Source organism: Actinacidiphila cocklensis (assembly GCF_907177275.1).
In the GTDB taxonomy this organism is placed as follows: Bacteria; Actinomycetota; Actinomycetes; order Streptomycetales; family Streptomycetaceae; genus Actinacidiphila; species Actinacidiphila cocklensis.
Map to the genome: position 1 here is coordinate 1 of NZ_CAJSLV010000047.1, position 26,652 is coordinate 26,652.

A 26,652-nucleotide genomic window follows, 5' to 3' on the forward strand; every position below is an offset into this window, starting at 1 on the left:
CCGGCGACGACGGCCGCCTGCCGCAGCGCGGCCCACCGCGCGGTAGGCGGCCGTACTGCCGCCCGCGCCGCCGGCGGCCGGCAGGCCGCGGCGGGCCGCGAAGTCCGGTACGGAGACCGGCGGGTTGCACTCGGGCAGCACCTCGGGCCTGCCGTCCTCGCCGACCCGGCCCAGCGCGATGGCGCACAGCTGGCCGAACTCGCCCGCGTTGGCGCTCACCCCTCGGTAGAGGTCGCCGTTGAGGTACAGCCCCGAGCCGACGCCCGTACCGAGGTAGAGGTACGCGAAGTCGCGCGCCCTGCGGTCGCGGCCGATCCACCGCTCCCCCGCCGCCGCGGCCAGCGAGTCCTTCTCGATGATCACCGGGCAGGGGAAGTGGTCCTGGAGCAGGTAGAGCAGCGGCAGGTCCCGCCACGCCGACATCAGCGGCGGGTCGAGCACCGTGCCCGAGGCGCTGTCCACCGGTCCCGGCACCGCGACGCCGATCCCGAGGAAGCCGTCCTCCTGCACCGCGCCGCGCGCCTTCTCCAGCGCCTCGCGGCCCAGCGCGACGACCTGGTCGACGAACTCGCCCGGGTCGATGTCGGCGCTGACCGGCCGGGTGCAGGTGCACACGATGGCGCCGTCGAGGTCGATGACGACCGCGGTCAGCAGCTCCGGGTCGATGTGCAGGCCCAGCGCGTGGGCCGCGGTGCCGCACAGCCGGACGGGGGTGCGCGGCTTGCCCGAGGTCGCCCGGCGCTGGGCGTCCTCGACCAGGATGCCCCGGTCCAGCAGCGACCTGGCGATCCGGGACACCGACTGCTGGGTCAGGCCGGTGCGGTGGGCGATCTCGCCGCGGGTGATGGTGCCCGACAGCCGTACCGACTCGATGACCACGCACTCGTTGAAGGAGCCCAGGTCGATCTGGTTGACCCCGCTCGACGACGGCGGGTGCGGTGCCGTGCCCGGGGTGCCCCCCTGCGGCACCGCGCCGCGCGGCGCGCGCAGATGGCCCGCGACGCTCTCCCGCAGCCAGCCGACCGGCCCGTCCGCCTGCTGGAGCGCGGCGATCAGGTCCAGGTAGACCCGGCGGGACGACTCGGGGTGGCTGGTGCTGTCCAGTGCGACCATCGCCCGCAGGAAGCCGCGCCACGACGACCTGGCCGGCAGCAGGTGCACGCTGGGGCCGCCGGGGGCGGGGGTGGACCCGTCGCCGGCGGTGTCGTCCCACAGGGTGATCGCGTGCAGTGCGATGTCCGGGTGGTGCTCGGCCGCGCCGGCCAGGAACTCGGCCAGGGCGTCGGCCGCCGACGGCTGTTCCGGGTCCTTGCCGCCTCTGGCGTCCGGTCGGCCCGCAGGGCGCAGGGCGCCGAGGGCGCGGCCCAGGCCGGTGAGGACGTCCTCGCCGATGACGGTCGCGGCCGGTGCCGCGGCGGCCGCGGCCCCGGGGCGGGTGCCGGCCAGCAGGACGGCGCGGCGGGAGTCGGCGTAGAGGCCGAGGACCCACACGTCGGGGCCGGGCAGCGGCGGCACGGTCGGCACGAAGGGGCCGGGTCCCGCGTCGGGGGTGAGCCGCCAGCGGCGGCGTATCGCGGCCACGGTCGCGTGCGACAGGCCCAGTTCGCGGGCGATGGCCCGCCCCGCGCCGCTGCCGCCGGGGGCGAGCAGCGCACGGGTGACGACCTCGGCCTCGTCGACGGTCGCGGGTCTGCCGGTGCGGGGGCGCTGTTCGAGCCCGGGCAGTCCCGCGCTCTGCCAGCGGTGCCGCCATGTGCCCACGGTCTGCCGGGAGATGCCGAGCCGCCGGGCGATCTCGGCGTCCCGCACACCTTCCTCCGCGAGCAGCACGACCTGGGCGCGCACCGCCATCGGCCCGCCGCCCGTGGCCCAGCCGCGCAGCACCTCGCGGCTCTGCGCCGCCTCGGCGCCTGCGGCCTGCGTGGTCCGGGTGTCAGCCACGGCTCACCCCGCCGCCCGTAGCCGGGGTCAGGCGCAGGGTGAGGATCTGGAAGGGGCGCAGCGTCAGCGCGACACGGCCGGCGTCGTGCGGGTGGGCGGTCAGCGGGGACTCCAGCAGGTCGGTCTCGTGGACGGCGGTGAGGGGGAAGCCGGCAGCCAGCGTGGCGCGGGCGCGGCCGCCGCGTGATTCGTAGAGCCTGACGACGACGTCGCCGCTGCGGTCGTCGGCGAGCTTGACGGTCTCGACCAGCACGCCGGGACCGTCGACGGCGACCAGCGGGGCGGGTGCGGGGGCGCTGGGTCCCGGCCGCAGCGGGAGCCCGAGCGCGTAGCCCTCGGCGATGGCGTCGCCGACACCGGCTCCCGGCCGCAGGGTGTGCCGGAAGTGCTGGACGCCGCGGTCGGCGTGCGGGTCGGGGCTGTGCGGGGCGCGCAGCAGGGTGCTGCGGACCACGGTGGTGGTGCCGCCGTCGGCGCGGGTGTGCCGCGTGACGTCGTAGCCGTAGGTGGCGTCGCAGGCCAGGGCCACGCCGAAGCCGTGCTCGCCGACGTGGACCCAGCGGTGGGCGGCGGCCTCCTGGCGGGCGGCGTCGGCCGCGGTGTTCTCGTGGGTGGGGCGGGCGACGTGCCCGAACTGGACCTCGGCTCGGCTGCTCTCCGCGTGCACGTCGAGCGGCCAGGCGGCCTTGAGCACGGTGTCCTGCTCGCGCCAGTCGACCTCGGTGTCCACGGTCAGCGACCGGCTGCCGGCGCTGAGCACCAGGTCCTGGACGACCGTGGAGCGGCCGGTGCCGCGGGTCACCCGGACCGCGGCGAGCAGCGGACCGCCGGCCAGGACCTCGACGCGCTCGGCGGTGTCCAGGTCGCGGCGGGTGCTGCGGTAGCCGGGGTCCAGGTGCAGGGCGCTCCAGCCGGCGGGCTCGTCGCGGTGCAGCTGCAGCAGGTTGCCCGCCTCGCCCGGGGCCACCGCGTCGCGCCCGGTGGCCAGGTCGACGGCGGAGCGCACCAGGCCGTGCGGGTCGATGTGCACCCGCAGCAGGCCGTTGTCGAGCAGGTGCCCGCCGTCCTGCGCGGGCGTGACGGTGACCGGCGCGGTGCCGTCGAGCGGCAGCCCCGCGGGTCCGCCGCCGAGCGCGGGCGCCTGCGCCATGACGGCGACCCGCCCGTCGGGCAGCGGCTGCCCGTTGGTGTGCGGCGATCCCGCGCCGGCCTCGGGTGCGGGCAGCACGACGACCTCGCGGCGGTCGCGGGGGCCGGAGTTGAGGACGGTCCAGCCCTCGGGGTCGCCCGCGGCCCGCCGGATGAGCCTCTCCAGCCGCCGCTGCACGTCGCGGTGGGTCAGCTCGGCCTCGCCGTGCACCCAGGCGATCGAGGTGCCGGGCAGGATGTCGTGGCACTGCTGGAGCAGCACCTTCTTCCACAGCCGCTCCAGCTCCTCGTAGGGATAGGGGATGCCGTGCCGGACGGCCGCGGTCGCCGACCACAGCTCCGCCTCGTGCAGCAGCGCCTCGCTGCGCCGGTTGCCGCGCTTGGTGCGGGCCTGGCTGGTGTAGGAGCCGCCGTGCGGTGTCAGGTCGAACTCGCCGCGCCACACGGGGGCGGAGGCGTACTCGGCCTCCGCGTCGCGGAAGAAGTGCGCCGGAGAGCGCAGGGCGACCCGGGGGGCGCCTTCGAGGTCGGCGAGCCGGCGGGCGCGTTCCATCATGTCCCGGTCGGGGCCGCCGTCGCTGCGGCCGAAGGGCAGCAGAGAGCGGGTGGCGGCGCCCATCTCGGCGAAGTCCGCGACCGCGCCGGTCACTTCGGCGCCGGTCAGCGTGCTGCCCTCGGGGCCGCCCGGCGCGAGGTGGGTGAACAGCCGGGTGCCGTCGATGCCCTCCCAGCGGAAGGTGTGGTGCGCGGGGCCGGTGCCGGGATCGGGGCGCCTGCTGAGGAACCACTTCGCGCCGGAGAGCGCCGCCAGTTGGGGGAAGGCCGCGGACGCGCCGGACGCGTCGGGCAGCCACACGCCGTCGCTGTCCACGCCCAGTTCGTCGCGGAAGAAGCGCCGCCCGTAGACGAACTGCCGCACCAGCGCCTCGCCGCCGGGCATCTCCGCGTCGGCCTCGACCCACATGCCGCCGACCGGCGCCCAGTTGCCGTGGGCGACGGCCTTGCGGATCCGCTCGAAGACGTGCGGCTGGTGGTCCTTCATCCAGGCGTAGTGCTGCGCCGCCGACGCGGCCACGATCAGCTCCGGGTACTCCTCGGCGAGTGCGGCCATGGTGCTGAAGGTGCGCGCGCACTTGCGTACGGTCTCGCGGACCGGCCACAGCCAGGCCGAGTCGATGTGCGCGTGGCCGACCGCGTCGATGCGGTGCGCGGACTCGTGGGCGCGGCGGGCCAGCAGCGGGGCGAGCACCGTACGCGCCCGGGCCGCGGTCCTGCCGACGGCCCGCGGGTCGACGGCGGCGACGGCCCGCTCCAGCGCGAGGCGTATCTCGTGCCTGCGGGGGGTGTCGGCGGGCAGCGCCCGCATCAGGCCGCCGAGCGTCTCGAAGTCGTGGATCAGCTGCCAGACGGTGTCGTCGCGTACCGCCAGGTCGGCGCGGCGCAGCCGGTACAGGGGAGTGTCGCCGGCGGTCGCGGGGTCGCCGTAGCGGGTGCCGGCGCCGGTGCCGCCCTCGATGCGGGGGTTGGCCGCCGCCTCGACCAGCAGCCTGACGCTCTCGCCGCCGGACGCCGAGCGGTGCAGCAGGACCGCGCCGAGGTGCGGGTGCAGGCCTTGCAGCGGGATGCCGTGCTCGTCGTGGACCAGGCCCTCCGCGCGGCCGTCGGGGGCGCCGGGTCCGTCTGCGGAACCGAGGTCGATCAGGGCCTCGACCCGGCGCCCCGCCCACCGCTCCGGCACGGTCGCGCGGACGTCGAACCAGCTGGTCGCCCAGGGGCGGCCCCATGGCTCGCCCACGGTGAAGGGAGCGTAGTCGGCGCGCAGCGCCACCTCCGCGGGCACCGGTTCGCCCGCGATGTGCCAGGCGCCGACATCCATGGGCAGCCGCTGCGGATAGAGCGCGGGACGCAGCCGTTCGGCGAGGAAGGCGGCGGTGCGCTCTTCCCCGGACGTGATCCGGTCATGCATGGGCAGCCCTTCCTGTCCAGCCAGTGACCGCCATGTAAAACCATGTGTGTTATCAAGTCAACGCTTACGCCCAATTCGGCTTTCTTGCTGGTTGTGACCTGCGAGAACATATTTGTCAGGCGAATTTCCCACCACAATGGGCATTCTTCGTCCGTTAATTAACATGACATCAGCGGCGCGAAAAGGCGGCAGAAAGGACCGCCCCCGTGTCCGGCCCTTTCTGCCGCCTGCGCTCGCCCTGCTGCGGACCCCCGGATCAGCGCGCCCGGGCGTCCCGGGTCAGCCGGTGAGCGGCACAGGTGCGGGCCGCTCGCAGCTGCTCGCCACCGGCAGCGACCTGCTCTCGTGCGCCGCGTCCAGCAGCGTGAGCATCACGTCGAGGACGTGCTCGGCCACGTCGGCCGACGCCAGGTGCGGGCGGTCGTCGGCCACCGCGGCGGCCAGGTCGGCCAGGCCGGTGCCGCGCCCGGCGCCCCGGTAGCCGGCCGAGACCGGCAGCGGCTGCCAGGAACCGGCCGTGAACAGCTCGACCGGCCCCTCGAAGCCGTTCGGGTCGGGTACGCCGAGCGATCCCGCGGTGCCGTGCACCTCGATCCGCGGCAGGTGGGCGGCGTGGATGTCGAAGCTCATGATCAGGGTCGACAGGGCGCCGCCGGCGTGCTGGAGCACGCCCGTCACGTGCGTGTCGACCTCGACGGGGAAGCGCTGCCCGGCCCGCGGGCCGCTGCCGATCTCCCGCTCGGCCCGCGGGGTCGCGGCGGCGCCGGTGACCCGCACGACCGGACCGAGCAGGTGCACCAGCGCGGACAGGTAGTACGGCCCCATGTCCAGCAGCGGCCCGCCGCCCGGCCGGTAGTAGAACTCCGGGTCGGGGTGCCAGGCCTCGTGGCCCGCGGTGGTCATGAACGCGGTCGCCGCCACCGGGGTGCCGATCAGCCCGTCGTCGACCGCCTTGCGCGCGGTCTGGGTGCCGGTGCCGAGCACGGTGTCGGGCGCGCTGCCGACGCGTACGCCCGCGGTGCGCGCGGCGGCCAGGACGGCGGCGGCCTCCGCGCGGGTGGTGGCCAGCGGCTTCTCGCCGTAGACGTGCTTGCCCGCGGCGATCGCGGCCAGCGCGACCTCGGCGTGCACGGCGGGGATCGTCAGGTTGAGCACCGCGTCCACGTCGTCCCTGGCGACCAGTTCCGCGACGCTGCCCGCCACTTCGGCGCCGGCCTTGCCCGCCGCCTCCTTGGCGCGGGCCGGGTCCAGGTCGGTGACCGCGGTCAGCCGCAGGGCGTCCAGCCGGGCGACGGTGTCCAGGTACTGCCCGCTGATCTTGCCCGCGCCCACCATGCCGATCCTCAACGGCTCGCCCACAGCAGTCCCCTCTCGGTGATCGCCCGCACCTCGGGCACGTCGAAGTCGTCGGCCTTGTGGCCGAGCGCGGAGACGAAGACCCGCCCCGCCCCGCAGGTCCTGGTCCACACCTGCGGCATGACCACGTCCCGTGCGCGGTCGCCGCCGGCCGGGAAGACCGAGGCGGCCAGCACCTCGTTCGCCGGGTCGGTGGCCACCCAGTAGTGCTCGGTGTGCACGGCGAAGTCCTTCAGGCCCTCGGTGATCCGGTGCGCGGCGGGCGCCAGGTTGACGGTGTAGTCCACGAAGCCCGGCGGGTGCATCAGGAACTGGCCGCCGGTCAGCCGCAGGTAGTCCAGGTCGCCGCGGAAGGAGTCGATGATCCCGCCGTGCCAGCCGGCGAAGCCGGTGCCGGCGCGGACGGCGTCGGCAAGGCCGCGGCTCTGCTCCGCGGTGATCTCGCCCATCGACCAGCACTGGACGATCAGGTCCGTCGCGGCCAGCAGGCCCGTGTCGGCGTAGACGTCGAGCGTCTGCGAGGTCTGCACGGAGAAGCCCTGGTCCTTGAGGAAGGGCAGGAACAGGTCGGTGATCTCCACCGGCGCATGCCCCTCCCAGCCGCCGCGGACGACGAGGGCCTTGCGTATCGGGTCGGTCACGGGCGTTGCACGCTCCCATCGGTGTTGCGCAGCAGAGCCCACCGGTCGTGGGCCAGCGGTTCCGGTACGGGGTACTCGGCCGCGGCGGCCTCGTCGAAGTCGACCCCGTGGCCCGGGGCCTGGTGGGGCGTGAGCCCACCGTTCTCGGCGACGATCGTGCCGGGGAAGACCTCGTGCACCGGCGGCTTGAAGACCGCGGCCTCCTGCACGCCGAACGCGTGGCTGGAGATGTCCATCGCCAGCGTCGCGGCCTGCGCGACCGGGCTGACGTCGGCCGGCCCGTGCGGCGCCAGCCGTACGCCCCGCAGTTCGCACAGCGCGGCGATCTTACGCGCCGGGGTCAGCCCGCCCAGGGTGGGCACCCTGATCCTGGCGAAGTCGATGTCGGGACCGGCCAGCAGGGCGGTGAACTGCGCCGGGTCGTGGAACAGCTCGCCGACCGCGAGCGGCACCGGCGACGCGTCGTGCAGCCGCCGGAAGTGCCCGGCGTCCTCGGGGGCGAGCAGGTCCTCGACGAAGTACAGCGCGGCGTCCTCGATCCGCCGCAGGAACTCCCTGGCCTGCCGCGGGTCGAGGCGTTCGTGCACGTCGTGCAGCAGCTCGACGTCGTCGCCGACGATCTCCCGGACCCGGGTGAGCACCGCGGGCACGTGCCGCAGGTAGCCGGCGCTGTCCCAGGGCGCGCGCCGGGTGCGCACCGCCTCCGGGTCCGCGGCGCCGCCGCCCGCGGCGCCGTAGGTGTCGGCGCCCGGGACCGCGGCCTGGATCCTGACGTGCCGGTAGCCGCGTTCGCGGGCGGCCAGCACCTTGTCGGCGATCTCGGCTGCGTCGCGCCCGTCGACGTGGGTGTAGGCCTCGGCGAAGGTGCGGACCCGGCCGCCGAACAGCGAGTGCAGCGGCACCCCGAGGCGCTTGGCCTTCAGGTCCCACAGCGCGACGTCGACACCGCCGAGGGCGTTGCCGGTGATCGAGCCGCCGCGCCAGTAGGCGCTGTTGAGCAGCAGCCGGTGGATGTCCTCGATGTCGTCGGGGTCCCGGCCGGCCAGCAGCGGGGCGACGTAGTCGTCGAGGACCGAGCGGACGGCGAGCGGACGCTGGGGGTCGCTCGCGCAGCCGAGGCCGTAGAGTCCCGGGTCGTTGGTCTCGACGCGGACGATGAGGTGGGGACAGCCGTGCGGGGCTGTCAGGAACGTGCGGACGGCCGTGATGCGGAGGGTGGCACCACGCTCCTCGACCCAGGGTGCGGGCGCGAGCGGCGCGAGGCCGGCATCAGGCAAAGCCATGCGTGACTCCCACGTACAGGTAGCAGAATGACGTACTGCCTCCTGAACGTAAGGAGGCCGGTCCGAGTTTGTCAACGCCAATGACAAACCGGGACCGGCCGGGGAACGGGGCGTCAGGTCAGTGCTGTCCGAGGCGTTTGAGCAGGGTGCTCAGACTGTGGGCGGCCTCGGTGACGGCCTGCGCGACCTCTTCGAGCCGGGCGTCGTCCATCCGGCTCTTGGGCGCCGAGCAGCTGATCGCGTCCATGCCCTGCCCGCCGCCCAGCGGCACCGCCACGCAGCGGATGTCCACCGAGTTCTCGCCGTCGTCCACCGCCCAGCCGCGCAGCCGGGTCTCGGCCAGCTGGGCCAGGAAGGCGTCGGGGTCGGTGACCGTGCTCGGGGTCAGCCGCTCCAGCGGCCAGTCCAGCCGCCGCTGCACCTCGGCGGGGTCGAACTGCGACAGCACCGCCTTGCCCAGTCCCGTGGCGTGCGCCGGCAGCCTTCTGCCGACCGCCGAGTACATCCGAAGCGCGTGCCGGGACTCGCGTTTTGCCAGGTAGACGACGTGTGTGCCGTCCAGCCTGCCCAGGTGAACCGCCTCGCCAGTCTCCTCGGCGAGGGCGTCGAGCACCGGCCCGGCGAGGCTGGTGACGTCGTCGCCCTCCAGGTAGGCGGTACCCGTCAGCAGGGCCTTGAGCCCGATGCCGTACCGCGTCCCCGAGGGGTCCAGATCGACCCACTTGCGGGCCTCCATGGTCCGCAGGATCGCGTGCAGGCTGCTCTTGGGCACGGCCATGGCCGCGGCCATCTCCGCGAGCGAGAGCCGCGCGCCCTGCACGCCGAGCAGTTCGAGCACCTCCAGGACGCGAGCCGCGGACTTCACCTCTTCGGGCTTCCGCCCGCGTGCCGCTTCTGCCACCGATTCCACTGATCCTCCGCTCCCCGCGCCACGCCCACACGGCCGCGCTGAGCCCATCTCACCTCAGCGCGCGTCTTGACGCTATACCAAACGCGACCCTAAGTTCAGTCACTCCAACGTCATTCGGTCTTCTGAACGGCCGAAGCCTAGGTAGGGGCCCATGCGCACTCCATTCGCACGTTTTACCCCGAAAACCAGATTTGCCGCCGTGACGGTGGCGACCGTCCTGTCGCTGAGCCCGCTGGCCGCCTGCGGCGGCGGCTCCTCGGGGTCGGGCGACGCCAAGTCGCTGACGATGTGGACCTTCAAGCAGTCGCACGTGGCGGCGCTGAAGAACGCCGCAGCCCAGTTCAAGAAGCAGACCGGCATCACGGTCACCGTGCAGGCCTACGGCCCGGACGACGCCTACACCACCAAGGTGCAGGCCGCCGCGAAGACCCACGACCTGCCCGACGTGCTCGAAGTCCACTCCGACGGCGAGGACTTCGCACTCGGCGCGACCGGCATCGCCCGCGACCTGGCCAAGGACGTCGGCGCCGACTGGAGCGGCCTGTACCAGAAGGGCGTCCAGACCTCCGGCACGGTGACCCCCGCGCACTACAAGGAGTCCATCCCCTCGGACTCCAAGTCGCACGGCGTCAAGGAGGGCCAGCGCTTCAGCGTCCCGCTGACCTCGGGCACCTTCGGCATCGTCATGGGCAACAAGAAGATGCTGGCCGCCGCCGGCATCACCAAGCCCCCGGCCAGCTACGAGGAGTTCCTCACCGACCTCAAGGCGACGACCGGCAAGGACCCGAAGAACGGCGGCGTCAGCCTCGGCCTGAAGGTCAAGGCGACCGGTCTGACCTGGGGCCTCCAGCCGCTGGCCTTCGGTGAGCTGGGCAAGGAGAAGTACCAGGCGCTGTGGGGCCAGGACGCCTCCGCCGACTTCGCCTCGCCCGACGGCCAGAAGGTGCTCGGCCTGTACTCGCAGATGCAGCCGTACTGGATGCCGGGCACCCAGACGCTGGACATCGACGCGGCCGACCAGGCCTTCGCCCAGGGCAAGTCCGCCTGGGACATCGGCGGCACCTTCACGCTGGCCTTCCTCCAGCAGAACGGCATGAACCCCGAGGACGTCATGGCCTTCGGCTTCCCCGGCCCGCAGGGCGGCGCGGTGCCCAAGCCGGCCCTCGCCCCGCTGGCGCTCACCGGCCTGACGGTCTCGGCGACCAGCAGCCACCCGGAGAACGCCGAGAAGTGGATGAAGTTCCTGGCGCAGCCGGCCGTCGCCTCGCAGTTCGCCAAGGACGCCACCGAGGTGCCGTCCACCGAGCTCGGCGCCGACGCCGCCTCCGTGATGGGCGCGACCCTCGCCGACATGACCAAGGCCTTCGAGGGCAGCCCGGAGAACACCTACGACCCGAACGTCAACGACTTCCGGCCGCCGGGATACGACCAGGACTCGATGGCCGAGATACTCGCCGACCTCACCCCGCTGAAGCAGAAGAGCCCCGAGGCCACCGGCAAGGCCCTGGCGAAGCTCAACAACAACTTCTGGGCGACGGCGAACAAGTGACGACCGCACCCCGTCCCGCGCTGACGGAGACGGCCGCCGCCGGCCGGGGAGGCGCTCCCCGGCCGGCAGGTGCGGCCGGCCCCGACGGCGGCCGGCGCGTTATGCGCCGCCGCACCTACGAGGCAGTCTCCGGTTATCTCTTCGTCGCCCCCGCCGTGATCCTCTTCGCGGTCATGGGCCTGTACACCGTCGGCTACGGCTTCCTGCTGAGCTTCGCCCAGTGGAACGGCTTCGCTCCGCACTGGGACTGGGTGGGCCTGCAGAACTACAAGGACCTGCTCTGGCAGAACCCCGCCTACGCCCCGCGGCTGCACCACGCGGCGATCCACACGCTGTACGTGATGATCGCCGTCCCGCTGCTGACCGTGCTGGTGTCCTTCCCGCTCGCGGTGCTGCTCAACTCGGCCAAGCGGATGCAGGGCGTGCTGCGCTCGGTCTACTTCGTGCCGTACGTGACCAGCGGCATCGCGGTCTTCTTCGCCTGGCAGTACATCCTGCAGCCGGACGGCGCGATCAACAGCGTGCTCAGCAGCCTCGGCATGGGCTCGCTCGCGCAGCCGCAGGGCTGGCTCGGCAATCCCGACACCGCACTGCCCACCATGATCGTGGTCACCGTGTGGGGTTCCGTGCCGGTCGCGATGCTGCTCTACCTGACGGGCCTGCAGGGCATCGACCGCAGCGTGCTGGAGGCCTCGCAGCTGGACGGCGCCGGCTGGTGGCGCACCAACGCCTCGGTGGTGTGGCCGCTGGTGCGGCCGATCACCTCGATCGTGGTGCTGCTGAACCTGCGCGACTCGCTGCAGGGCTTCCAGACCTTCCTGGTGATGACCAACGGCGGCCCCGGCGACCACACCAACGTGCTGGGCCTTGAGGCCTACCGGCTGGCCTTCCTCAAGGACCTCGCGCCGACCCTCGGGCTCGCCAGTGCGCTCGGCTGGATCCTCTTCGCCGCCGCGCTGGTCATCGCGCTGATCAACCTGCGAGTCATGCGGAGCAAGACATGACAACGATTCCCCTCGCATCCCGGCCGGGCCGCGCCCCCGGCGGCAGCGGCACAGGAGCGGCCCGCGCCCGCAGGATCAGTGCCCGGGTGCTGGTCGGCGCCCTGCTCGCGCTCTACGGCGTGATCAGCATCTACCCCTTCCTGTGGATGGTCTCGGCGGCGTTCAAGGACCAGGTCGAGGTGATCAGGGGCGGCCATCTGATCCCGCACCACCCGACCTTCCAGACGCTGACCGACACCTGGAACCAGCTGCACTTCTTCCGCTACTTCATGAACAGCCTGGAGGTCAGCGCACTGACCGTGGTGCTGACCCTGGTGGTCTACGCGGCCGCCGGCTACGCCTTCGCGGTGCTGGACTTCCCCGGCCGCGGCGCGCTGCAGAAACTGTTCGTGGCACTGCTGTTCGTGCCCGGTGTCACGGTGATGCTGCCGATCGTGCTGCTGGAGAACAAGATGGGCATCCTCGGCACCCACATGGGCCTGGTGCTGCCCTTCGTCAACGGCGGCGCCCCGCTGTCGGTGCTGCTGATGACCGGTGCCTTCGCCACCGTGCCCAAGGAGCTGCGGGAGTCCGCGCGGGTCGACGGCGCGAACGAGTTCCACATCTTCACCCGCATCTACCTGCCGCTGACCCGGCCGGCGCTGATCACGGTGGCCCTGATCACCGCGATCCCCACCTGGAACGAGTACCTGCTGACCCGGGTCTCGCTCAACGACGAGAGCACGTACACCCTGCCGCTGGGCCTGCAGACCCTCGCCGCGCAGAACGTGCCGCACTACAACAACCTGATGGCCGGCGCGCTCATCGTGGTGGTGCCGGTGATCCTGCTCTTCCTGAGCCTGCAGCGCTACTTCGTCAACGGCCTGGTCGGGGCGGTGAAGGGCTGATGCGCATCCTCGTGACGGGGGCCGCCGGGCACATCGGCGGCCATGTCACAGCAGAGCTGCTGGACGCGGGGCACGAGCTGGTGCTGACCGACCTGCTGCCGGTGGACGAGCCGCGCGCGCACCGGGTGCACACCGGCGACCTCCAGGACCCCGAGCTGGTGCGCAAGGCGATGGACGGCGTCGAGGCGGTGGTGCACCTGGGGGCGATCCCGCACCCCAACGTGGACGACCCCAGCGCGATGTTCGCCGCCAACTGCCACACCGCGCACCGGGTCTTCCAGGAGGCGGGCGCGGCCGGGGTGCGGCGGGTGGTGGCCGCCTCCAGCATGGCGGCGACCGGGCTCGCCTGGTCGCCGGTGCCGGTCTCGCCGGCGTACGTCCCGCTGGACGAGGCGCATCCGAGCCTGGTCCGCGACCCCTACGGGCTGTCCAAGGTGGTGCTCGAAGAGGTCGCGGCGACGGCGCACCGGCGCTTCGGCCTGGACGCGGTGTGCATGCGCTTCCCCTTCACCGGCACCGGCGAACGGCTCGACCACTTCCTCGCCGCCTGCGCCGCCGACCCCGCCGCGCAGCGGCACGACCTGTGGGGCTGGCTGCACACCCTCGACGCGGCGCGGGCGGTCCGGCTGGCCGTCGAGGGCGACGTACGCGGCTGCCACGTCGTCAACGTCACCGCAGCCGACACCACCTCCACCGTGCCGTCCGCGGAACTGATGGCCGCGCACCACCCCGGCGTGCCCGTACCGCCGTCGGTCACCGGGCACGGCACCCTGTTCGACACGACCGCTTGTACCGATCTGCTGGGGTTCGTCCCCCAGCGCACCTGGCGTTGATCGCTCCCCCACCCCGGCCTCGGCAGACTCCCCAGCAGAAAGAGCACACCTGTGCATGACGACCGGCACATCGTCGAAGAGCGGATCACCAAATTCCTGGCGCAGGCCGTCAGACCGGCACTCTACGGCGCCCCCGTGGACCTCGGCCTGGCCGCCTGGCACGTCCCCGGCGAACCCGTCCCGGTGGCCGACGCCCTGACGGCGGCCTACGAACCCGTGGCGATCGGCGACACCTGGGGCGGCCCCTGGTCGACCAGCTGGCTCAAGGCCACCGGAAGCATCCCGCGGGAATGGGCGGGGCGGCGCGTCGAGGCGGTCTTCGACCTGGGCTTCGACCCGTCCAAGGGACCGGGCGGCCAGGCCGAGGGCTTCGTGCACGACGCCGCCGGCTCCCCCGTCCAGGGGCTGCACCCGCACCACCGCAGCGTGCTGCTCGCCGAACCCGCGGCGGGCGGCGAGCCGGTGGACCTGCTGGTGGAGCTGGCCGCCAACCCGATGATCGAGGGCGCCAAGTCGGTCGGCACCCGTTTCGGGTCCCGGCAGACCGCAGGCACCGACCACCTCTACCAGCTGCGGGCCGCGCACATCGCCGTCCGCGAGGACGCGGTGTGGCACCTGCTGCACGACATGGAGGTGCTCGACGAGCTGATGCGGCAGCTGCCGGTGGGCGGTTCGCGCCGGCACGAGATCCTGCGGGCGCTGGCCCACGCGATCGACGCGGTCGACGTCACGGACGTGCCCGGCACCGCGCAGGCCGCCCGCGACCGGCTCGCCGACGTCCTGTCCCGGCCCGCCTACGCCTCCGCGCACACCGTCACCGCGGTGGGCCACGCGCACATCGACTCGGCGTGGCTGTGGCCGATCCGGGAGACCGTACGCAAGTGCGCGCGCACCTTCACCAACATGACCACGCTCGCCGAGGAGTACCCCGAGCTGGTCTTCGCCTGCTCCTCCGCGCAGCAGTACGCCTGGATCAAGGAGCGCCGCCCGGAGATCTTCGAGCGGATCAAGAAGGCGGTGACCGACGGCAACTGGGCGCCGGTCGGCGGCATGTGGGTGGAGGCCGACGGCAACCTGCCCGGCGGTGAGGCGCTGGCCCGCCAGCTGATCTTCGGACGGCGCTTCTTCGCCGAGGAGTTCGGCATCGCGCAGGAAGGGGTGTGGCTGCCGGACTCCTTCGGCTACACCGCCGCCTACCCGCAGCTGGCGAAGCTGGCGGGGGCGAGCTGGTTCCTCACCCAGAAGCTGTCGTGGAACGAGACCAACCGGCTGCCGCACCACACCTTCGACTGGGAGGGCATCGACGGCACCCGGATCTTCACCCACTTCCCGCCGGTCGACACCTACAACGCCAGCCTGACCGGCGCCGAACTGGCGCACGCCGAGAACAACTTCGCCGACAAGGGCGCGGCGACCCGCTCGCTCGCCCCGTTCGGCTTCGGCGACGGCGGCGGCGGCCCCACCCGGGAGATGCTGGAGAAGGCCCGCAGGCTGCGCAACCTGGAGGGCTCCACCCGGGTCGAGGTCGGCGACCCCGCGGACTTCTTCGCCGCGGCCCGCGCCGAGTACGACCGGCTGCCGGTCTGGCGCGGCGAGCTGTACCTGGAGAACCACCGCGGCACGTACACCAGCCAGGCCCGCACCAAGCGCGGCAACCGGCGGGCCGAGGCGCTGCTGCGGGAGGCCGAGCTGTGGTCGGTGGCCGCGGCCGTGCGCTGCGGGGCGCCCTACCCGTACGAGCGGCTGGAGTCGATCTGGCAGCGGGTGCTGCTGCACCAGTTCCACGACATCCTGCCCGGCTCCTCGATCGCCTGGGTGCACCAGGAGGCCGAGGCGGTGCACGCCGAACTCCAGGCCGAGCTGGCCGAGGTGATCGGTACGGCGCTGGACGGCGGCGAGGGCCTGGCCTTCTTCAACGCCGGCCCCTACGCCCGGCGCGAGGTGGCCGTCCTCCCGGCGGAGCTGCGCACCGAGGGCGGCCAGCCGCTGTCCGACGGGCGGCAGGCCGTCCTGGTGGAGGCGCCGCCGCTCGGCACCGGGCGGGTCGTGGCCGGCGGGCCGCCCCCGGTCGCGGCGAGCACGCAGGACGGCACGACCGTGCTGGACAACGGGGTGCTGCGGGTGCTGATCGACGCCGCGGGGCTGGTGCGCTCCGTCTACGACCTGCGGGCCCGCCGCGAGGCGATCGCGCCGGGCAGCGCGGGCAATCTCCTGCAGCTGCATCCGGACGACCCGAACCTGTGGAGCGCCTGGAACATCGACGGCTACTACCGGGACACCGTCAGGGACCTGGACGAGGCGGTGTCGGTCGAACTGGCCGAGTCGGGGCCGCTGCTGGCCTCGGTGCGGGTGGAGCGCGCCTTCGGCGGCTCGCACCTGGTGCAGCACCTGGAGCTGACCGCGGGCAGCGACCGGCTCACCGTCAGGACCGACATCGACTGGCAGGAGCGCGACACACTGCTCAAGGCCGCCTGGCCGGTCAACGTGCACGCCGACACCGAGAGCGCGGAGATCCAGTTCGGGCACGTGCGCCGCCCCACCCACGAGAACACCAGCTGGGACGCGGCCCGTTTCGAGCTGTGGGCGCACCGCTGGGTGCACATCGGCGAGCACGGCTGGGGCGCGGCGGTCGTCAACGACTCCACGTATGGCCACGACGTCTCCCGGCAGACCCGCGAGGACGGCGGCACCACGACCACCCTGCGCCTGTCGCTGCTGCGCTCCCCGCACAGCCCCGACCCGCAGGCCGACCGGGGCCGGCACTCCTTCTCCTACGCGCTGGTGGTCGGCGCAGGCGTCGGCGACGCGATCGCGGCGGGCTACGCGCTCAACCTGCCGCTGCGGCCCGCGGGCGTGGCGCCGGCCGGCGGGGCCGCGCTGATCGCCGTGGACAACCCGGACATCACCGTGGAGACCGTCAAGCTCGCCGACGACCGGTCGGGCGACGTCGTGGTGCGGCTGTACGAGTCGCGCGGCGGTACGGCCCGCGGTGCGCTGCGCGCCGACTTCGCGGTCTCCGGCGCCGAGGTCACCGACCTGCTGGAGAACCCGGTGGACCGGCTCGAACCGGAGGCCGGCGGCGCGCTGCCGCTGGACCTCCGCCCCTTCCAGATCCTCACGCTCCGGCTGCGCAGGACCTGACCCGCGCGGCCCGCACGCCTGCCGCCGTCCGGCAGGCGTCGCTCCCGCACGACCCCTGACCCGCACGTCCCGTCGTGATCCTCGGAGGTTGTCCGTGCCACCCAGACGCATACGCATACGCATCAGGGCGCTGCTGCGTGCGCCCGCGCTCCTGCTGCTCGCCGCCGTCGCACTGCTGCTGCCGGCCTCGCTGCCCGCGTCGGCCGCCGCGCCCTCGCTCTACCCGCTGGGCGTCGGCGCCGATCTCGGGCCGCAGCCCTTCACCCTCGGCCTGACCGCGTCGGCGGGCGACGACGCCGGGGGCCTGAAGACCGGGACGCAGGACGGCACGCCGTACTGGCGTACCGACGTCGCGGCCGGCACCGGCTACCTCGCGTTCGACCTCGACAGCGAGTACACCGACACGGTGACGGCGGATCAGCTGACCGTCGCCGTCACCTACCAGGACACCGGCAGCGGCACCCTGCGGCTGACCCGGGGCGCGGGCGAGGTGCTGGGCAGCGCCGCGCTCGCGGACTCGGGCGCCTTCAGGACCGAGGCGTTCCTCGTTCCCGCGGACTTCTCCGCGGGCCGCGAGCTGCGCATCTCCGGCGTCCAGGGCGACGCGCCCGCCGACGTCACGGTCTCCGCGGTCAGGGTGACCACGGGCCTGTCGGTGAACCTCGGCACCGCGGTCGACTCGCGGGGCGTCTCCCCGCGGGCCGGCGACAACGACACCCACCTGGTCACCGGCGTGCAGGACGGCCGCGGCTACTGGGGCACCGACCAGAGCCACCCGGGCGCCGAGACCGGCTTCTTCTACATGAACGCCGACGACGGCACCCTCTACGACAACCGCGACCCGGTCGCCGTCAGCATCGACTACTTCGACCAGGGCAACGGCTCGATCCAGCTCGAATACGACTCCCCGGGCGACACCATCCCGCAGATGTTCAAGAAGTCGCCGCTGTTCACCTACGGCGACTCGGGGACCTGGAAGACCCACACCTTCCTGCTGGACGACGCGATCCTCACCAACCGCTCCAACGGCTCCGACTTCCGCATCACCACCGGCGGCGGCGCGGCGGAACTGAAGGTCGCCCGGGTCTCGGTGACCGCGCTGCCGACCGTGCTCGACCCGACGACCGGCCTGAAGCAGCTGGTCGCGCAGGCCGACACCGCCTATTCCGCGGCCCGCGAGGGCACCCGCGACGGGCAGTACCCGGTGGGCGCCAGGGAAACGCTCAAGGCCGCGACAGACACGGCCCGCAGCGTGGCGAACGGCACCGGCGTGACCGACGAGCAGGCGCGTACCGCCTTCCACACGCTGGCCGGCGCGCTCGACGCCTTCCACGCCACCGTCGTGAACACCGACCTGGCCCACCTCGGCACCGCCACCGCCTCGTCCACCGCCGCCGGCTCCTCCCCGGCCGCGGCGATCGACGGCGACGGCGGCACCGCCTGGGTCAGCGGCGACGCGGGCAAGGGCGAGACCTTCACCGCAGACCTGGGCGCGGCCCAGCGGGTGTCGCAGGTCAAGGCGGTCTGGGGCGGCGCCTTCGCCCCGGACTACACCGTCCAGCTGTCCACCGACGGGACGCACTTCACCGAAGCCGGACGCACCGGCAGCACCGGCCCCGGCGACGTCTTCGCCACCGCTTTCCCCGCGACGACCGCGCGTTACGTACGGCTGGTGGTCCACGGTTACGCGGCCGGCGTGACGAAGGTCGAGCTGGCGCAGCTGAAGGTCTACGACCAGCGGGTCGTCACCGCGCACCCGAAGCTGGTCGCCACCCGCTACCCGGCGGCCAGTCCGGTCGTCGCGGACTTCGACGTCCGCGACCACGGCGCCGACGCCACCGGGCACAAGGACGCGACCGCGGCCGTGCAGGCGACGCTCTACGACTGCCAGGACGCGGGCGGCGGCACCGTGTGGATGGGCGCGGGCACCTACCGGATCACCGGCACCGTGGAGATCCCGGCCTTCTGCTCGCTGCGCGGCGACCGGCGCGACCCCGACCAGGGCAAGGGCGACTACGGCACGCTGATCCGCGCCGACCTGCCGTCCGGCGCCGACGGGCCGGTGCTCTTCCGGGTCGGCGGCAGCGCCTCCGTCCAGGGCCTGACCACCTACTACCCGAACCAGAGCGCGACCCGTCCGGTGCCGTACAACTACACGTTCGAGATTCCCGGCTCGGCATGGGCGAGCGACGAGAACTTCATGATGAGCACCGTCGAGCACGTCACGATGCTCAACTCGTACAAGGGCGTCGGCATCTCCACCATGACCGACGAGCGGGGCCGTCCCGCGGTGCAGGGCCAGGTCCACGAGTCGGCGACGCTCGACGACATCAAGGGCACGGTGCTGTCCGAGGGGGCCGTCGCCTACAACGGCTCCGACGTGGGCACCTGGAACGACATCACCTTCTCCAACGCGTACTGGGCCGGCGCCCCGGCCGCCTACCAGCCGCCGAAGCGGGCGGCGCTGGACGGCTGGACACGCGCCAACGGCACCGGGCTCGTGCTCGGTGACCTGGAGTGGGACCAGTTCTCCCGGATCACCCTGTCCGACTACCGCACCGGCATCCACGTCGTGAAGGGCCAGCGGGCCACCTTCACCGGCGCCTTCGTGCAGACCCGGGTGCTGCGCACCGACGTCGCCCTGCAACTGGACGACCTCGACTCCCGCTGGGGCATGACGCTGGCCGGCAGCACCCTGCAGGGCAGCACCGCCTCGGTCCGCAACACCACCGCGGGCTACGTGAAGGCCACCGGCAGCACCCTGACCGGTCCGACCAGCGGCACCGTGATCACCATGCCGGGCACCGCACCGGCCTACCGCGCCCCCGCGGCCGACCCGCGGCCCAGGCGGAACGTGCTGTACGTCGCGAGCAGCGCGCCGCACGGCGTCGGCTACCAGCCGGCCGCCGACGCGACGGCGGCGATCCAGCAGGTGCTCGACCGGGCGGGCGCCCAGGGCGGCGGCCTGGTCTACCTGCCGGCCGGGTGGTACAGGATCGGCGGCCACCTGAGCGTCCCGGCAGGGGTGGAGCTGCGCGGCGCCGCCGCGTCGCCCAACCGCGACGAGAGCCAGAACAGCGGCGGCACCGTCCTGCTCGGCTACGCCGGACGCGACAGCGCCGACGCCGCGACGGCCACCGCCACCGTCACCCTGGACGGCACCGGTGCCGGAGTGCGCGGCCTGCGGGTCTTCCACCCGGAGAACAACCCGGCCACCGGCTACGTCCCCTACCCGTACGACATCAGGGGCGCGGGGCGCGGCAGTTACGTGGTCGACGTCGGCCTGACCAACGCCTGGAACGGCGTCGACATGGCCTCGGACCGCAACGACGGCTTCGTGGTGCACAAGCTGACCGGCGTCTTCCTCAACCGGGGCGTCAACGTCGGCGCGGCGGACGGCGGCCGTATCAACGGCGTCCTCAGCAACGGCAACGGTGTGGCCAGGGTGGGCTACGGCATCCCGAACTGGGGCCTGGGCAGCAACCTCTTCCCCCAGACCATCGACGGTGTCACCCGCAAGAACACCGACCTGGTGCACGTCGACGGCGCCCGCGACCTGACCGTCGTGGACGTCTTCGGCTACGGCATGCACAACGGCCTGGTCGTCGACTCCGGTGACGTCCACGCCTTCAACCTGGGCACGGACAACCTCGGCGACGGCGGGTACACCGTCAAGGCGGGGGCCGACGCCCAGGTCAGCGCGGTCAACGTGATGCGCTACAACGGCACGACGTCGACCGGTCCCGCGAAGCTGTACGGGATCATGGTGATCAACATGGTGCAGCAGTCCGTGACCGCGGCCGCGGACCCGGCGACCGGCGGCACGGTCCGCGTCACCGGAAACGCGACCGAGCCCGGCCGCTACGAGAAGGGCGACACGGTGACCGCCACCGCCGTCCCCGCGCCCGGCTTCCGCCTGCTCGGCTGGACGCTGGACGGCACCGACCTCGGCAGCACCGCGCCGACGGTCGGCATCCCGGTGACGGCGGACCGCACGGTCGTCGCCGCATTCGGCCCGGCTTCGGCGGGCTGACGGACCGCGGGACCGGGCGGCCGTACGCGGCCGCCCGGTCCCGCGTCACTCCGTCGCCCTGCTCGCGCGCTCGCCGAAGGTGCGCAGGCGGTCGATCAGGGCGGCAGGCGACCGGACGCGGAAGGGCAGGTCCAGCATCAGCAGGCGCGCGGCCATCCAGTCGATGCGGTCGGCGTCCACGCGCCAGCGCGACGTGCCGTCGGGGAGCGCGTCGACCTCGCCCGGCGCCTGGCCGAGTTTCGCCCGCAGCACGTCGGCGGGGGCCTCGAAGTCCACCACGGCCGGCACCGTGGGCCACATGTTGCGCAGCTTGGACGCGACGAACTGCGCCGCGTCGGCGGCGGGAAGCACCCGCGGCGCGGCCCGCGCGCCGGTCGCGGTGACGTCGGTGAGCCGATCGGCCCGGAAGATGCGCCAGTCGTCGCGTGCCAGGTCCCAGGCGACCAGGTACCAGCGCCGGCCGCTGGCGACCAGCCGCTGCGGTTCCGCGTGGCGGCGGGTCTCGGCGCCGTCGCCTGCGCGGTAGGCGAAGCGGACGCACTCGTGGTTGGCGATCGCACCGGCCAGGGCGGTCAGCGCGGAGGGCTCGACCCGCGGGCCGCCACCGGTCATCGTCACCACCGCGGAGCCCAACGCGCCCACCCGGTACCGCAGTCGGGACGGCAGCACCTGCTCCAGCTTGGTCAGCGCGCGCAGCGAGGCCTCCTCGATGCCGTCCACCGCGCTGCCCGCCGCCGCGCGCAGGCCGACCGCGATGGCGACCGCCTCCTCGTCGTCCAGCAGCAAGGGGGGCAGCGCCTTGCCCGCGACCAGGCGGTAGCCGCCGACCGAGCCCATCGTGGCCTCGACCGGGTAGCCGAGCTCGCGCAGCCGGTCCACGTCCCGGCGGATGGTGCGGGTGCTCACCTCCAGCCGTTCGGCCAGTTCCGTGCCGGGCCACTCCCTGGGGGTCTGCAGGAGGGAGAGCAGATTCAGCAGTCGTGCCGGGGTGTCCGTCATGTTCTCCAGAGTCCGCGCCTTGTAGGACAAGAGCTGTCCTACATCCTGCATAACGTAGGTCCCGTCAACAAAAGAGGCAGGCAGGAGCCCCTGAATGAGTACCGAGCGCAGGCGCTGGATCGCGCTGGCCGTCGTGATGACGGCCAGCTTCATGGACCTGGTCGACGCGACCATCGTCAACATCGCCGTCCCGAGCATCCAGCGCGACACCGGCGCCGGCTTCAGCGCGGTCCAGTGGATCACCGCCGGTTACGCCCTCGCCTTCGCGGTCGGCCTGATCACCGGCGGGCGGCTCGGCGACATCTACGGCCGCAAGCGGGTGTTCCTGATCGGCACGGCCGGTTTCACGGTCGCGTCGCTGCTGTGCGGAGTGGCTGCCGATCCGCAGATGCTGGTGGCGACCCGCCTCCTGCAGGGCGCGGCGGCCGCGCTGATGGTGCCGCAGGTGCTGTCGATCATCCACGCGACCTTCTCCGGTGAGGAGCGCGGCAAGGTCTTCGGGATGTTCGGTGCGGTCATCGGGCTGGCAGCCGTCACGGGCCCGCTGCTGGGCGCGCTGCTCACCCAGTGGAACATCCTCGGGCTGGAGTGGCGGCCGATCTTCCTGATCAACCTGCCCTTCGGGATCGCCGGCCTGCTCCTCGGCCGCCGGTTCATCGACGAGTCGAAGGCACCGCAGGCGCTCCGGCTCGACATCGCCGGCGTCGCCCTTGCCACCGCCGGTCTGCTGCTGCTGATGTACCCGCTGGTCCAGGGCCGCGAGAACGGCTGGCCGCTGTGGGGCTACGCGCTGATGGCCGGCGGGGTCGCCGTCCTCGCGGGCTTCGTCCGCTACGAGCGGGCCAAGAAAGCCAAGGACGGTTCGCCGCTGGTCGAGTTGGCGCTCTTCCGCGCCCGCAGCTTCGCCGCCGGGATCGGGGTCCAGCTGGTCTTCGGCGCCGGGTGCGGCATCTTCTTCCTGGTCTGGACGCTCTACATGCAGATCGGCCTGGGCTGGTCCCCGCTGCACGCCGGGCTGACCGGACTCCCCTTCACCGTCGCGTGCTCGGCCTCCGCGGGGATGTCGGTCCAGCTGCTGGTGCCGCGTTTCGGCCGCAAGGTGCTGCAGGCCGGGGCGCTGACCACGGCCGCGGGCGCGCTCCTCTACATCGGGGAGGCCGCCCGCTACGGGCAGTCGGTCCACTCGTGGCAGATGGCGCTGCCGCTGCTGGTGATGGGTGCGGGGATGGGCATGATCTTCTCGCCCCTGACGGACGCGGTCCTGTCCGACGTGCCGCAGGACCACGCGGGGTCGGCCTCCGGCCTGATCAACACCACCAACCAGCTCGGCAACGCGTTCGGCCTGGCACTGGTCTCGGTGGCCTTCACCGGCTCGACCCCGATCCGCGCCTTCGAGCACGCGATGCTCTGGATGGTCGGCGCGATGGCGATCGCGGCCGTCCTCATGACGGCCCTCCCCCGGCGCGCCGCCAGGACCCCGGAGCCCGCGGACCACGCGGCCGGGACCGCGAAGGCGCCCGCGCTGGCGGGATGACGCCCTGACGGAGTCCAGCGGGCGGTGGCCGGGGGGAATCCCCGGCCACCGCCCGCTTTACGGTTGTGCCGCCGCGCCTTCTTGCCCTACTCGTACGGGTAGTGCCGTGAGCGGTCGCCGGCCTCCCAGGCCGCGCGCAGGTCGGGCAGGTTCGGGTCCCAGTCAGGACGGACCTCGCGGGTGGCCTCACGCAGGTCGCGCCGCAGGTCCTCGATCGAGGGACGGCCCCAGTACCAGTAGCCGTTGTAGATGCTGTGCACCACCAGCCCCGGCTTGAGCACGAGGGTGTGCGGGACCATCGGGTCGTGGGTCGGGTCGGTGTACTCCTGGATGTCCAGGTCCTTCTGCACCTTGCGGCCCACGTCGGACAGGAAGGTCCACTGCGCCCCGACGGAGGCGCGGAACTCGTTGAGCTCGAAGAAGTTGTCCGTGGCGATCGTGACGATCTGCGTGTACGCGACGGCGATCTCCGGGTGGTGGGCCGCCAGGCGCAGATGCTGCTGGTGGTCCTTGGGGCAGAAGTGCCCGCGGGAGAGCAGCAGGATCATCGGATCGCCGCCCTGGAGGTCGCTCAGGCGCCGACGCACCTTGGTGTGGTCGGTCAGCTCGTAGTCCGGGAAGACGGCACCGGGCACGATGTCGGCACGCATGGGACAGCTCCCTCTGGTCGAGCCGGCGGGCGATCAGCGGTCGGACAGCTCGTCGCGAACGGTCCGGGGTGCAAGGTACGTCGTGAAAGATATCGCCGATCCCGCCCCGGTCGCGGGCGCAACACGGCCGTACGTTCGTATCGCCGCCGCGCAGCCGGTCCGTCAGTCGGACGGGACCGGCAGGACATCGGGGGACAACGCGCCCGCCTTGGCCGCGTCGCTGGTTATCCGGCGCCGGTGGTGGCGGCGGCACAGCACCTCGTAGCCCACCTCGGCCGACTTGCCGTCGACGTCGCCGACGACGACCTGCGCGCCCTCCACGACCATCACCCCGCCGACCGTGCGGGCGTTGTGGGTGGCCCGCACACCGCACCAGCACAGCGCCTCGACCTGCAACGCCTCGACGCGGTCGGCCAGTTCGATCATCCGCTGGGAGCCGGGGAAGAGCCGGGTGCGGAAGTCGGTGGTGATGCCGAAGGCGTAGACGTCCAGGTCCAGGTCGTCCACCGCCCGGGCCAGCTGGTCGATCTGCTCGGGGGCCAGGAACTGCGCCTCGTCCACGATCGCGTAGTCCACCCGGCCACCGCGGCTGATCAGCCCGACCAGGTGCCCGTAGAGGTCCATGCCGTCGGTGACCTCGACCGCGTCGGTGACCAGGCCGAGCCGGGACGACAGCTTGCCCTCGCCCGCCCGGTCGTCCTTGGTGAAGATCACCGCCTGCAGTCCGCGCGAGGTGCGGTTGTGGACGATCTGCAGGGCGAGCGTGCTCTTGCCGCAGTCCATCGTTCCTGAGAAGAAGACCAGCTCGGGCATGGGTGGGACGGCGGCCTTTCGATCGGGGACAGGAACGGGCGTACGACGTTCAGGAGCGTACTTCGAGCAGCGGCACGAGTTGCTCGACGGGGGTCATCGAACCGTGCAGACCGGTCATCCTGGACTCCCCCGGCTCGGTCCTGGACGCCGTGATCGCGACGTCGTCGCACGCGGCGGCGACCACGTCGCCGATCCTGGCGAGCACCCGCGGCTCGGGGTCCGGGCCGAACCAGCCGGCGTCCACCGCCTCGTCCCTGGTGGCGACCCACATACGGTCCCCGAGCACCTCGCTCCAGACCGCGTGCACATCCGCGGCGGCGCCGGGCACCGCGTAGACATGCCGTGCGCGCCCCTCGCCGCCGAGCACCGCGACCCCGGCCCGCAGCTCCCAGTCCTCGTCGAAGTCGATCCGCGAGTCCTCGTCGAAGGGGATGTCGATCATGCCGTGGTCGGCGGTCACGTAGAGCACCGCCCGCGGCGGCAGCTGCTCGGCGAGCCGCTGCGCCAGCCGGTCCACCATCATCAGCTGGCCCCGCCAGGCGTCGGAGTCCACGCCGTGCCGGTGGCCCATCGCGTCCAGCTCGCTGTAGTACGTGTAGACCAGCGTCCGGTCCGCCGCGCCCAGCCGGTCCGCGGCCAGGTCGACCCGCTCCTCGCCGGTCAGCCGCCCGTGGAAGACCCCGCCGGACAGCGCCACCTTGGTCAGCGGGGTGTTCTGGAAGGTCGGCGAGGACACCTGGCAGGTCGCGATCCCGGCGGCGTCGGCCAGCTGGAAGACCGTCGGATACGGCTGCCAGGCCGTCGGCGACGTCCAGGGCTGCCAGCGGAGCTGGTTCATCAGCTCGCCGGTGTCCGGGTTGAGCGCGGTGTAGCCGGCCAGGCCGTGCGCGCCGGGCGGCAGCCCGGTGCCGACCGAGGCCAGCGAGGTCGCGGTGGTCGCGGGGAAGCCGGCGGTCAGCGGGCGGCCGGTGCCCCCCAGCGACGAGGGCAGCAGCGAGTTCAGGTACGGCGCCTCCTGCGGGTGCCGCCCGACCAGCTCCCAGCCGAGGCCGTCCACCAGGAAGACGCACACCCGGTCGGCCGGGGCCAGGTCGAGCCCGGTCGCGGGCATGCCGGGAATGCCGAAGGCAGCGACGGCTGCGGGGATCACGTCGCACAGCGCGGCACTGCCGTAGCCGGGTGCGGGAGCCTTGCGCGGGTCGAGCGGCACCGGCTCGGGGCCGGCGTGGAACGGATGGCCCATCAGTCGACGGCCGCGGTCGCCTCGGAGAGCGCCTGCGCGAAGGCCAGGGTCTGCCGTACGGTGTCGGGTCCGTCGCCCGCCTCGCTCACCCGCAGCGACAGGTCGTCGGCGGTGGACGAGCCGGTGTAGCCGTGGTCGGCCTCGCAGTTCGGGTCGCCGCAGGCGGCGGGCTCCAGGTCGAGCCGCGACACCGCGCCCCAGCCGATCGTCAGCACGACCTCGCGCGGCAGCGTGCCCGGCGTGTACGACTCCGGGTTCGCCACCACCCGGCTCACCACGACCGAGGAGATCCGGCCGATCTTCACCGACTCCGTCGAGGTCGTGGCGTACGGCGTCGGAGAGGTGTCGTCCGCGGCCTGCTCGTCGGTGTGGCTGACGATGAAGCGGCCCTCGGTGAGCACCAGCACGGTGACGTGCCGCCGCACCTCGTTCGCGTCGAACGTCGTCTCCTGGTGCACCAGATAGGACGCGACCGGCTCCTGCCCGACCGCGGCCTCCACGGCCTCCGACACGAGCGTCGGGTAGTAGCCGCTGCGCTCGATCGCCGTCCGCAGCCCCTGCGTCGTGGTCCCGGTCTTCGCCATGCCTCACATCCTAGTCGCCGCCGCCCCCCTGCCTCCTTCGCTGTGCGTCGGCTTGTGGACTGCGTGAGGAACGCGCCGCCGGGAGGGGGTCCCGCGAACGGCGGGCCCGGCGGGGCGGAGGGACGAACCGGACCGG

18 protein-coding genes are annotated in these 26,652 nt (G+C 73.0%); 7 read left to right on the top strand and 11 right to left on the bottom strand.

Annotated features, from left to right (window positions below; translation table 11 throughout):
• The 6 genes from NFU81_RS10355 to NFU81_RS10380 form a co-directional block, all read right to left on the bottom strand.
• Positions 1-1,941: ROK family protein (locus NFU81_RS10355; protein ID WP_251487865.1), on the bottom strand; the 1,941-nt coding region annotated here is incomplete at its 3' end.
• The gene (locus NFU81_RS10360) at positions 1,934-5,056 is read right to left on the bottom strand and encodes an alpha-mannosidase (RefSeq protein WP_251487868.1); all 3,123 of its coding nucleotides are present in this window, start codon (positions 5,054-5,056) and stop codon (positions 1,934-1,936) included. The genes NFU81_RS10360 and NFU81_RS10355, both read right to left, overlap by 8 nt.
• 279 nt (positions 5,057-5,335) lie before the next feature.
• Complete coding sequence (locus tag NFU81_RS10365; RefSeq protein ID WP_251487872.1) at positions 5,336-6,415, bottom strand: Gfo/Idh/MocA family protein; 1,080 nt, start codon at positions 6,413-6,415, stop codon at positions 5,336-5,338.
• Positions 6,400-7,053 carry a ThuA domain-containing protein gene (locus tag NFU81_RS10370; protein ID WP_251487875.1) on the bottom strand — a complete coding sequence of 218 codons (654 nt, stop codon included), beginning with the start codon at positions 7,051-7,053 and terminating at the stop codon, positions 6,400-6,402. Before NFU81_RS10370 ends, NFU81_RS10365 begins: the two co-directional genes overlap by 16 nt.
• Positions 7,050-8,336: an enolase C-terminal domain-like protein gene (locus tag NFU81_RS10375; RefSeq protein ID WP_251487878.1), complete on the bottom strand. Its 1,287-nt coding sequence runs from the start codon at positions 8,334-8,336 to the stop codon at positions 7,050-7,052. Before NFU81_RS10375 ends, NFU81_RS10370 begins: the two co-directional genes overlap by 4 nt.
• 118 nt (positions 8,337-8,454) lie before the next feature.
• A complete protein-coding gene (locus NFU81_RS10380) occupies positions 8,455-9,237 on the bottom strand; it encodes an IclR family transcriptional regulator (RefSeq protein ID WP_251487881.1) in 783 nt (260 codons plus the stop codon).
• A gap of 208 nt (positions 9,238-9,445) precedes the next feature.
• On the opposite strand from NFU81_RS10380, the gene NFU81_RS10385 reads away from it, so the two are divergent.
• The 6 genes from NFU81_RS10385 (at position 9,446) to NFU81_RS10410 (ending at position 20,693) form a co-directional block, all read left to right on the top strand.
• On the top strand, positions 9,446-10,795 hold the full coding sequence (locus NFU81_RS10385) for an ABC transporter substrate-binding protein (protein WP_251487884.1): 1,350 nt from the start codon (positions 9,446-9,448) through the stop codon (positions 10,793-10,795).
• On the top strand, positions 10,792-11,799 hold the full coding sequence (locus NFU81_RS10390; protein WP_251487889.1) for a carbohydrate ABC transporter permease: 1,008 nt from the start codon (positions 10,792-10,794) through the stop codon (positions 11,797-11,799). The genes NFU81_RS10385 and NFU81_RS10390 overlap by 4 nt, the downstream gene beginning before the upstream one ends.
• Positions 11,796-12,686: a carbohydrate ABC transporter permease gene (locus tag NFU81_RS10395; protein WP_251487891.1), complete on the top strand. Its 891-nt coding sequence runs from the start codon at positions 11,796-11,798 to the stop codon at positions 12,684-12,686. The genes NFU81_RS10390 and NFU81_RS10395 overlap by 4 nt, the downstream gene beginning before the upstream one ends.
• Positions 12,686-13,519, top strand: coding sequence for an NAD-dependent epimerase/dehydratase family protein (locus NFU81_RS10400; RefSeq protein WP_251487894.1), 834 nt, complete (start codon positions 12,686-12,688; stop codon positions 13,517-13,519). Before NFU81_RS10395 ends, NFU81_RS10400 begins: the two co-directional genes overlap by 1 nt.
• A gap of 51 nt (positions 13,520-13,570) precedes the next feature.
• The gene (locus tag NFU81_RS10405) at positions 13,571-16,660 is read left to right on the top strand and encodes an alpha-mannosidase (RefSeq protein ID WP_251487897.1); all 3,090 of its coding nucleotides are present in this window, start codon (positions 13,571-13,573) and stop codon (positions 16,658-16,660) included.
• Between the two features lie 94 nt (positions 16,661-16,754).
• Positions 16,755-20,693 (top strand): discoidin domain-containing protein, encoded by a 3,939-nt coding sequence (locus tag NFU81_RS10410; RefSeq protein WP_251487900.1) that lies wholly within the window; start codon positions 16,755-16,757, stop codon positions 20,691-20,693.
• 45 nt (positions 20,694-20,738) lie between these two features.
• Here NFU81_RS10410 and NFU81_RS10415 read toward each other — a convergent pair whose 3' ends face one another.
• A complete protein-coding gene (locus NFU81_RS10415; protein ID WP_251487903.1) occupies positions 20,739-21,692 on the bottom strand; it encodes a helix-turn-helix transcriptional regulator in 954 nt (317 codons plus the stop codon).
• A 94-nt stretch (positions 21,693-21,786) separates the two neighbouring features.
• Here NFU81_RS10415 and NFU81_RS10420 point away from each other — a divergent pair, with 94 nt between their 5' ends.
• Complete coding sequence (locus tag NFU81_RS10420) at positions 21,787-23,226, top strand: MFS transporter (RefSeq protein WP_251487906.1); 1,440 nt, start codon at positions 21,787-21,789, stop codon at positions 23,224-23,226.
• A gap of 86 nt (positions 23,227-23,312) precedes the next feature.
• On the opposite strand, the gene NFU81_RS10425 is transcribed toward NFU81_RS10420, so the two are convergent.
• From NFU81_RS10425 to NFU81_RS10440, 4 genes are all read right to left on the bottom strand, one after another.
• Positions 23,313-23,876, bottom strand: a complete 564-nt coding sequence (locus tag NFU81_RS10425) for a redoxin domain-containing protein (RefSeq protein WP_251487909.1) — start codon at positions 23,874-23,876, stop codon at positions 23,313-23,315.
• 162 nt (positions 23,877-24,038) lie between these two features.
• A complete protein-coding gene (locus NFU81_RS10430; RefSeq protein ID WP_251487912.1) occupies positions 24,039-24,689 on the bottom strand; it encodes a thymidine kinase in 651 nt (216 codons plus the stop codon).
• A 49-nt stretch (positions 24,690-24,738) separates the two neighbouring features.
• Positions 24,739-25,932, bottom strand: coding sequence for an alkaline phosphatase family protein (locus NFU81_RS10435; protein ID WP_251487915.1), 1,194 nt, complete (start codon positions 25,930-25,932; stop codon positions 24,739-24,741).
• A complete protein-coding gene (locus tag NFU81_RS10440) occupies positions 25,932-26,516 on the bottom strand; it encodes a DUF5998 family protein (RefSeq protein WP_033173900.1) in 585 nt (194 codons plus the stop codon). Before NFU81_RS10440 ends, NFU81_RS10435 begins: the two co-directional genes overlap by 1 nt.
• Between the last annotated feature and the right edge of the window lie 136 nt (positions 26,517-26,652).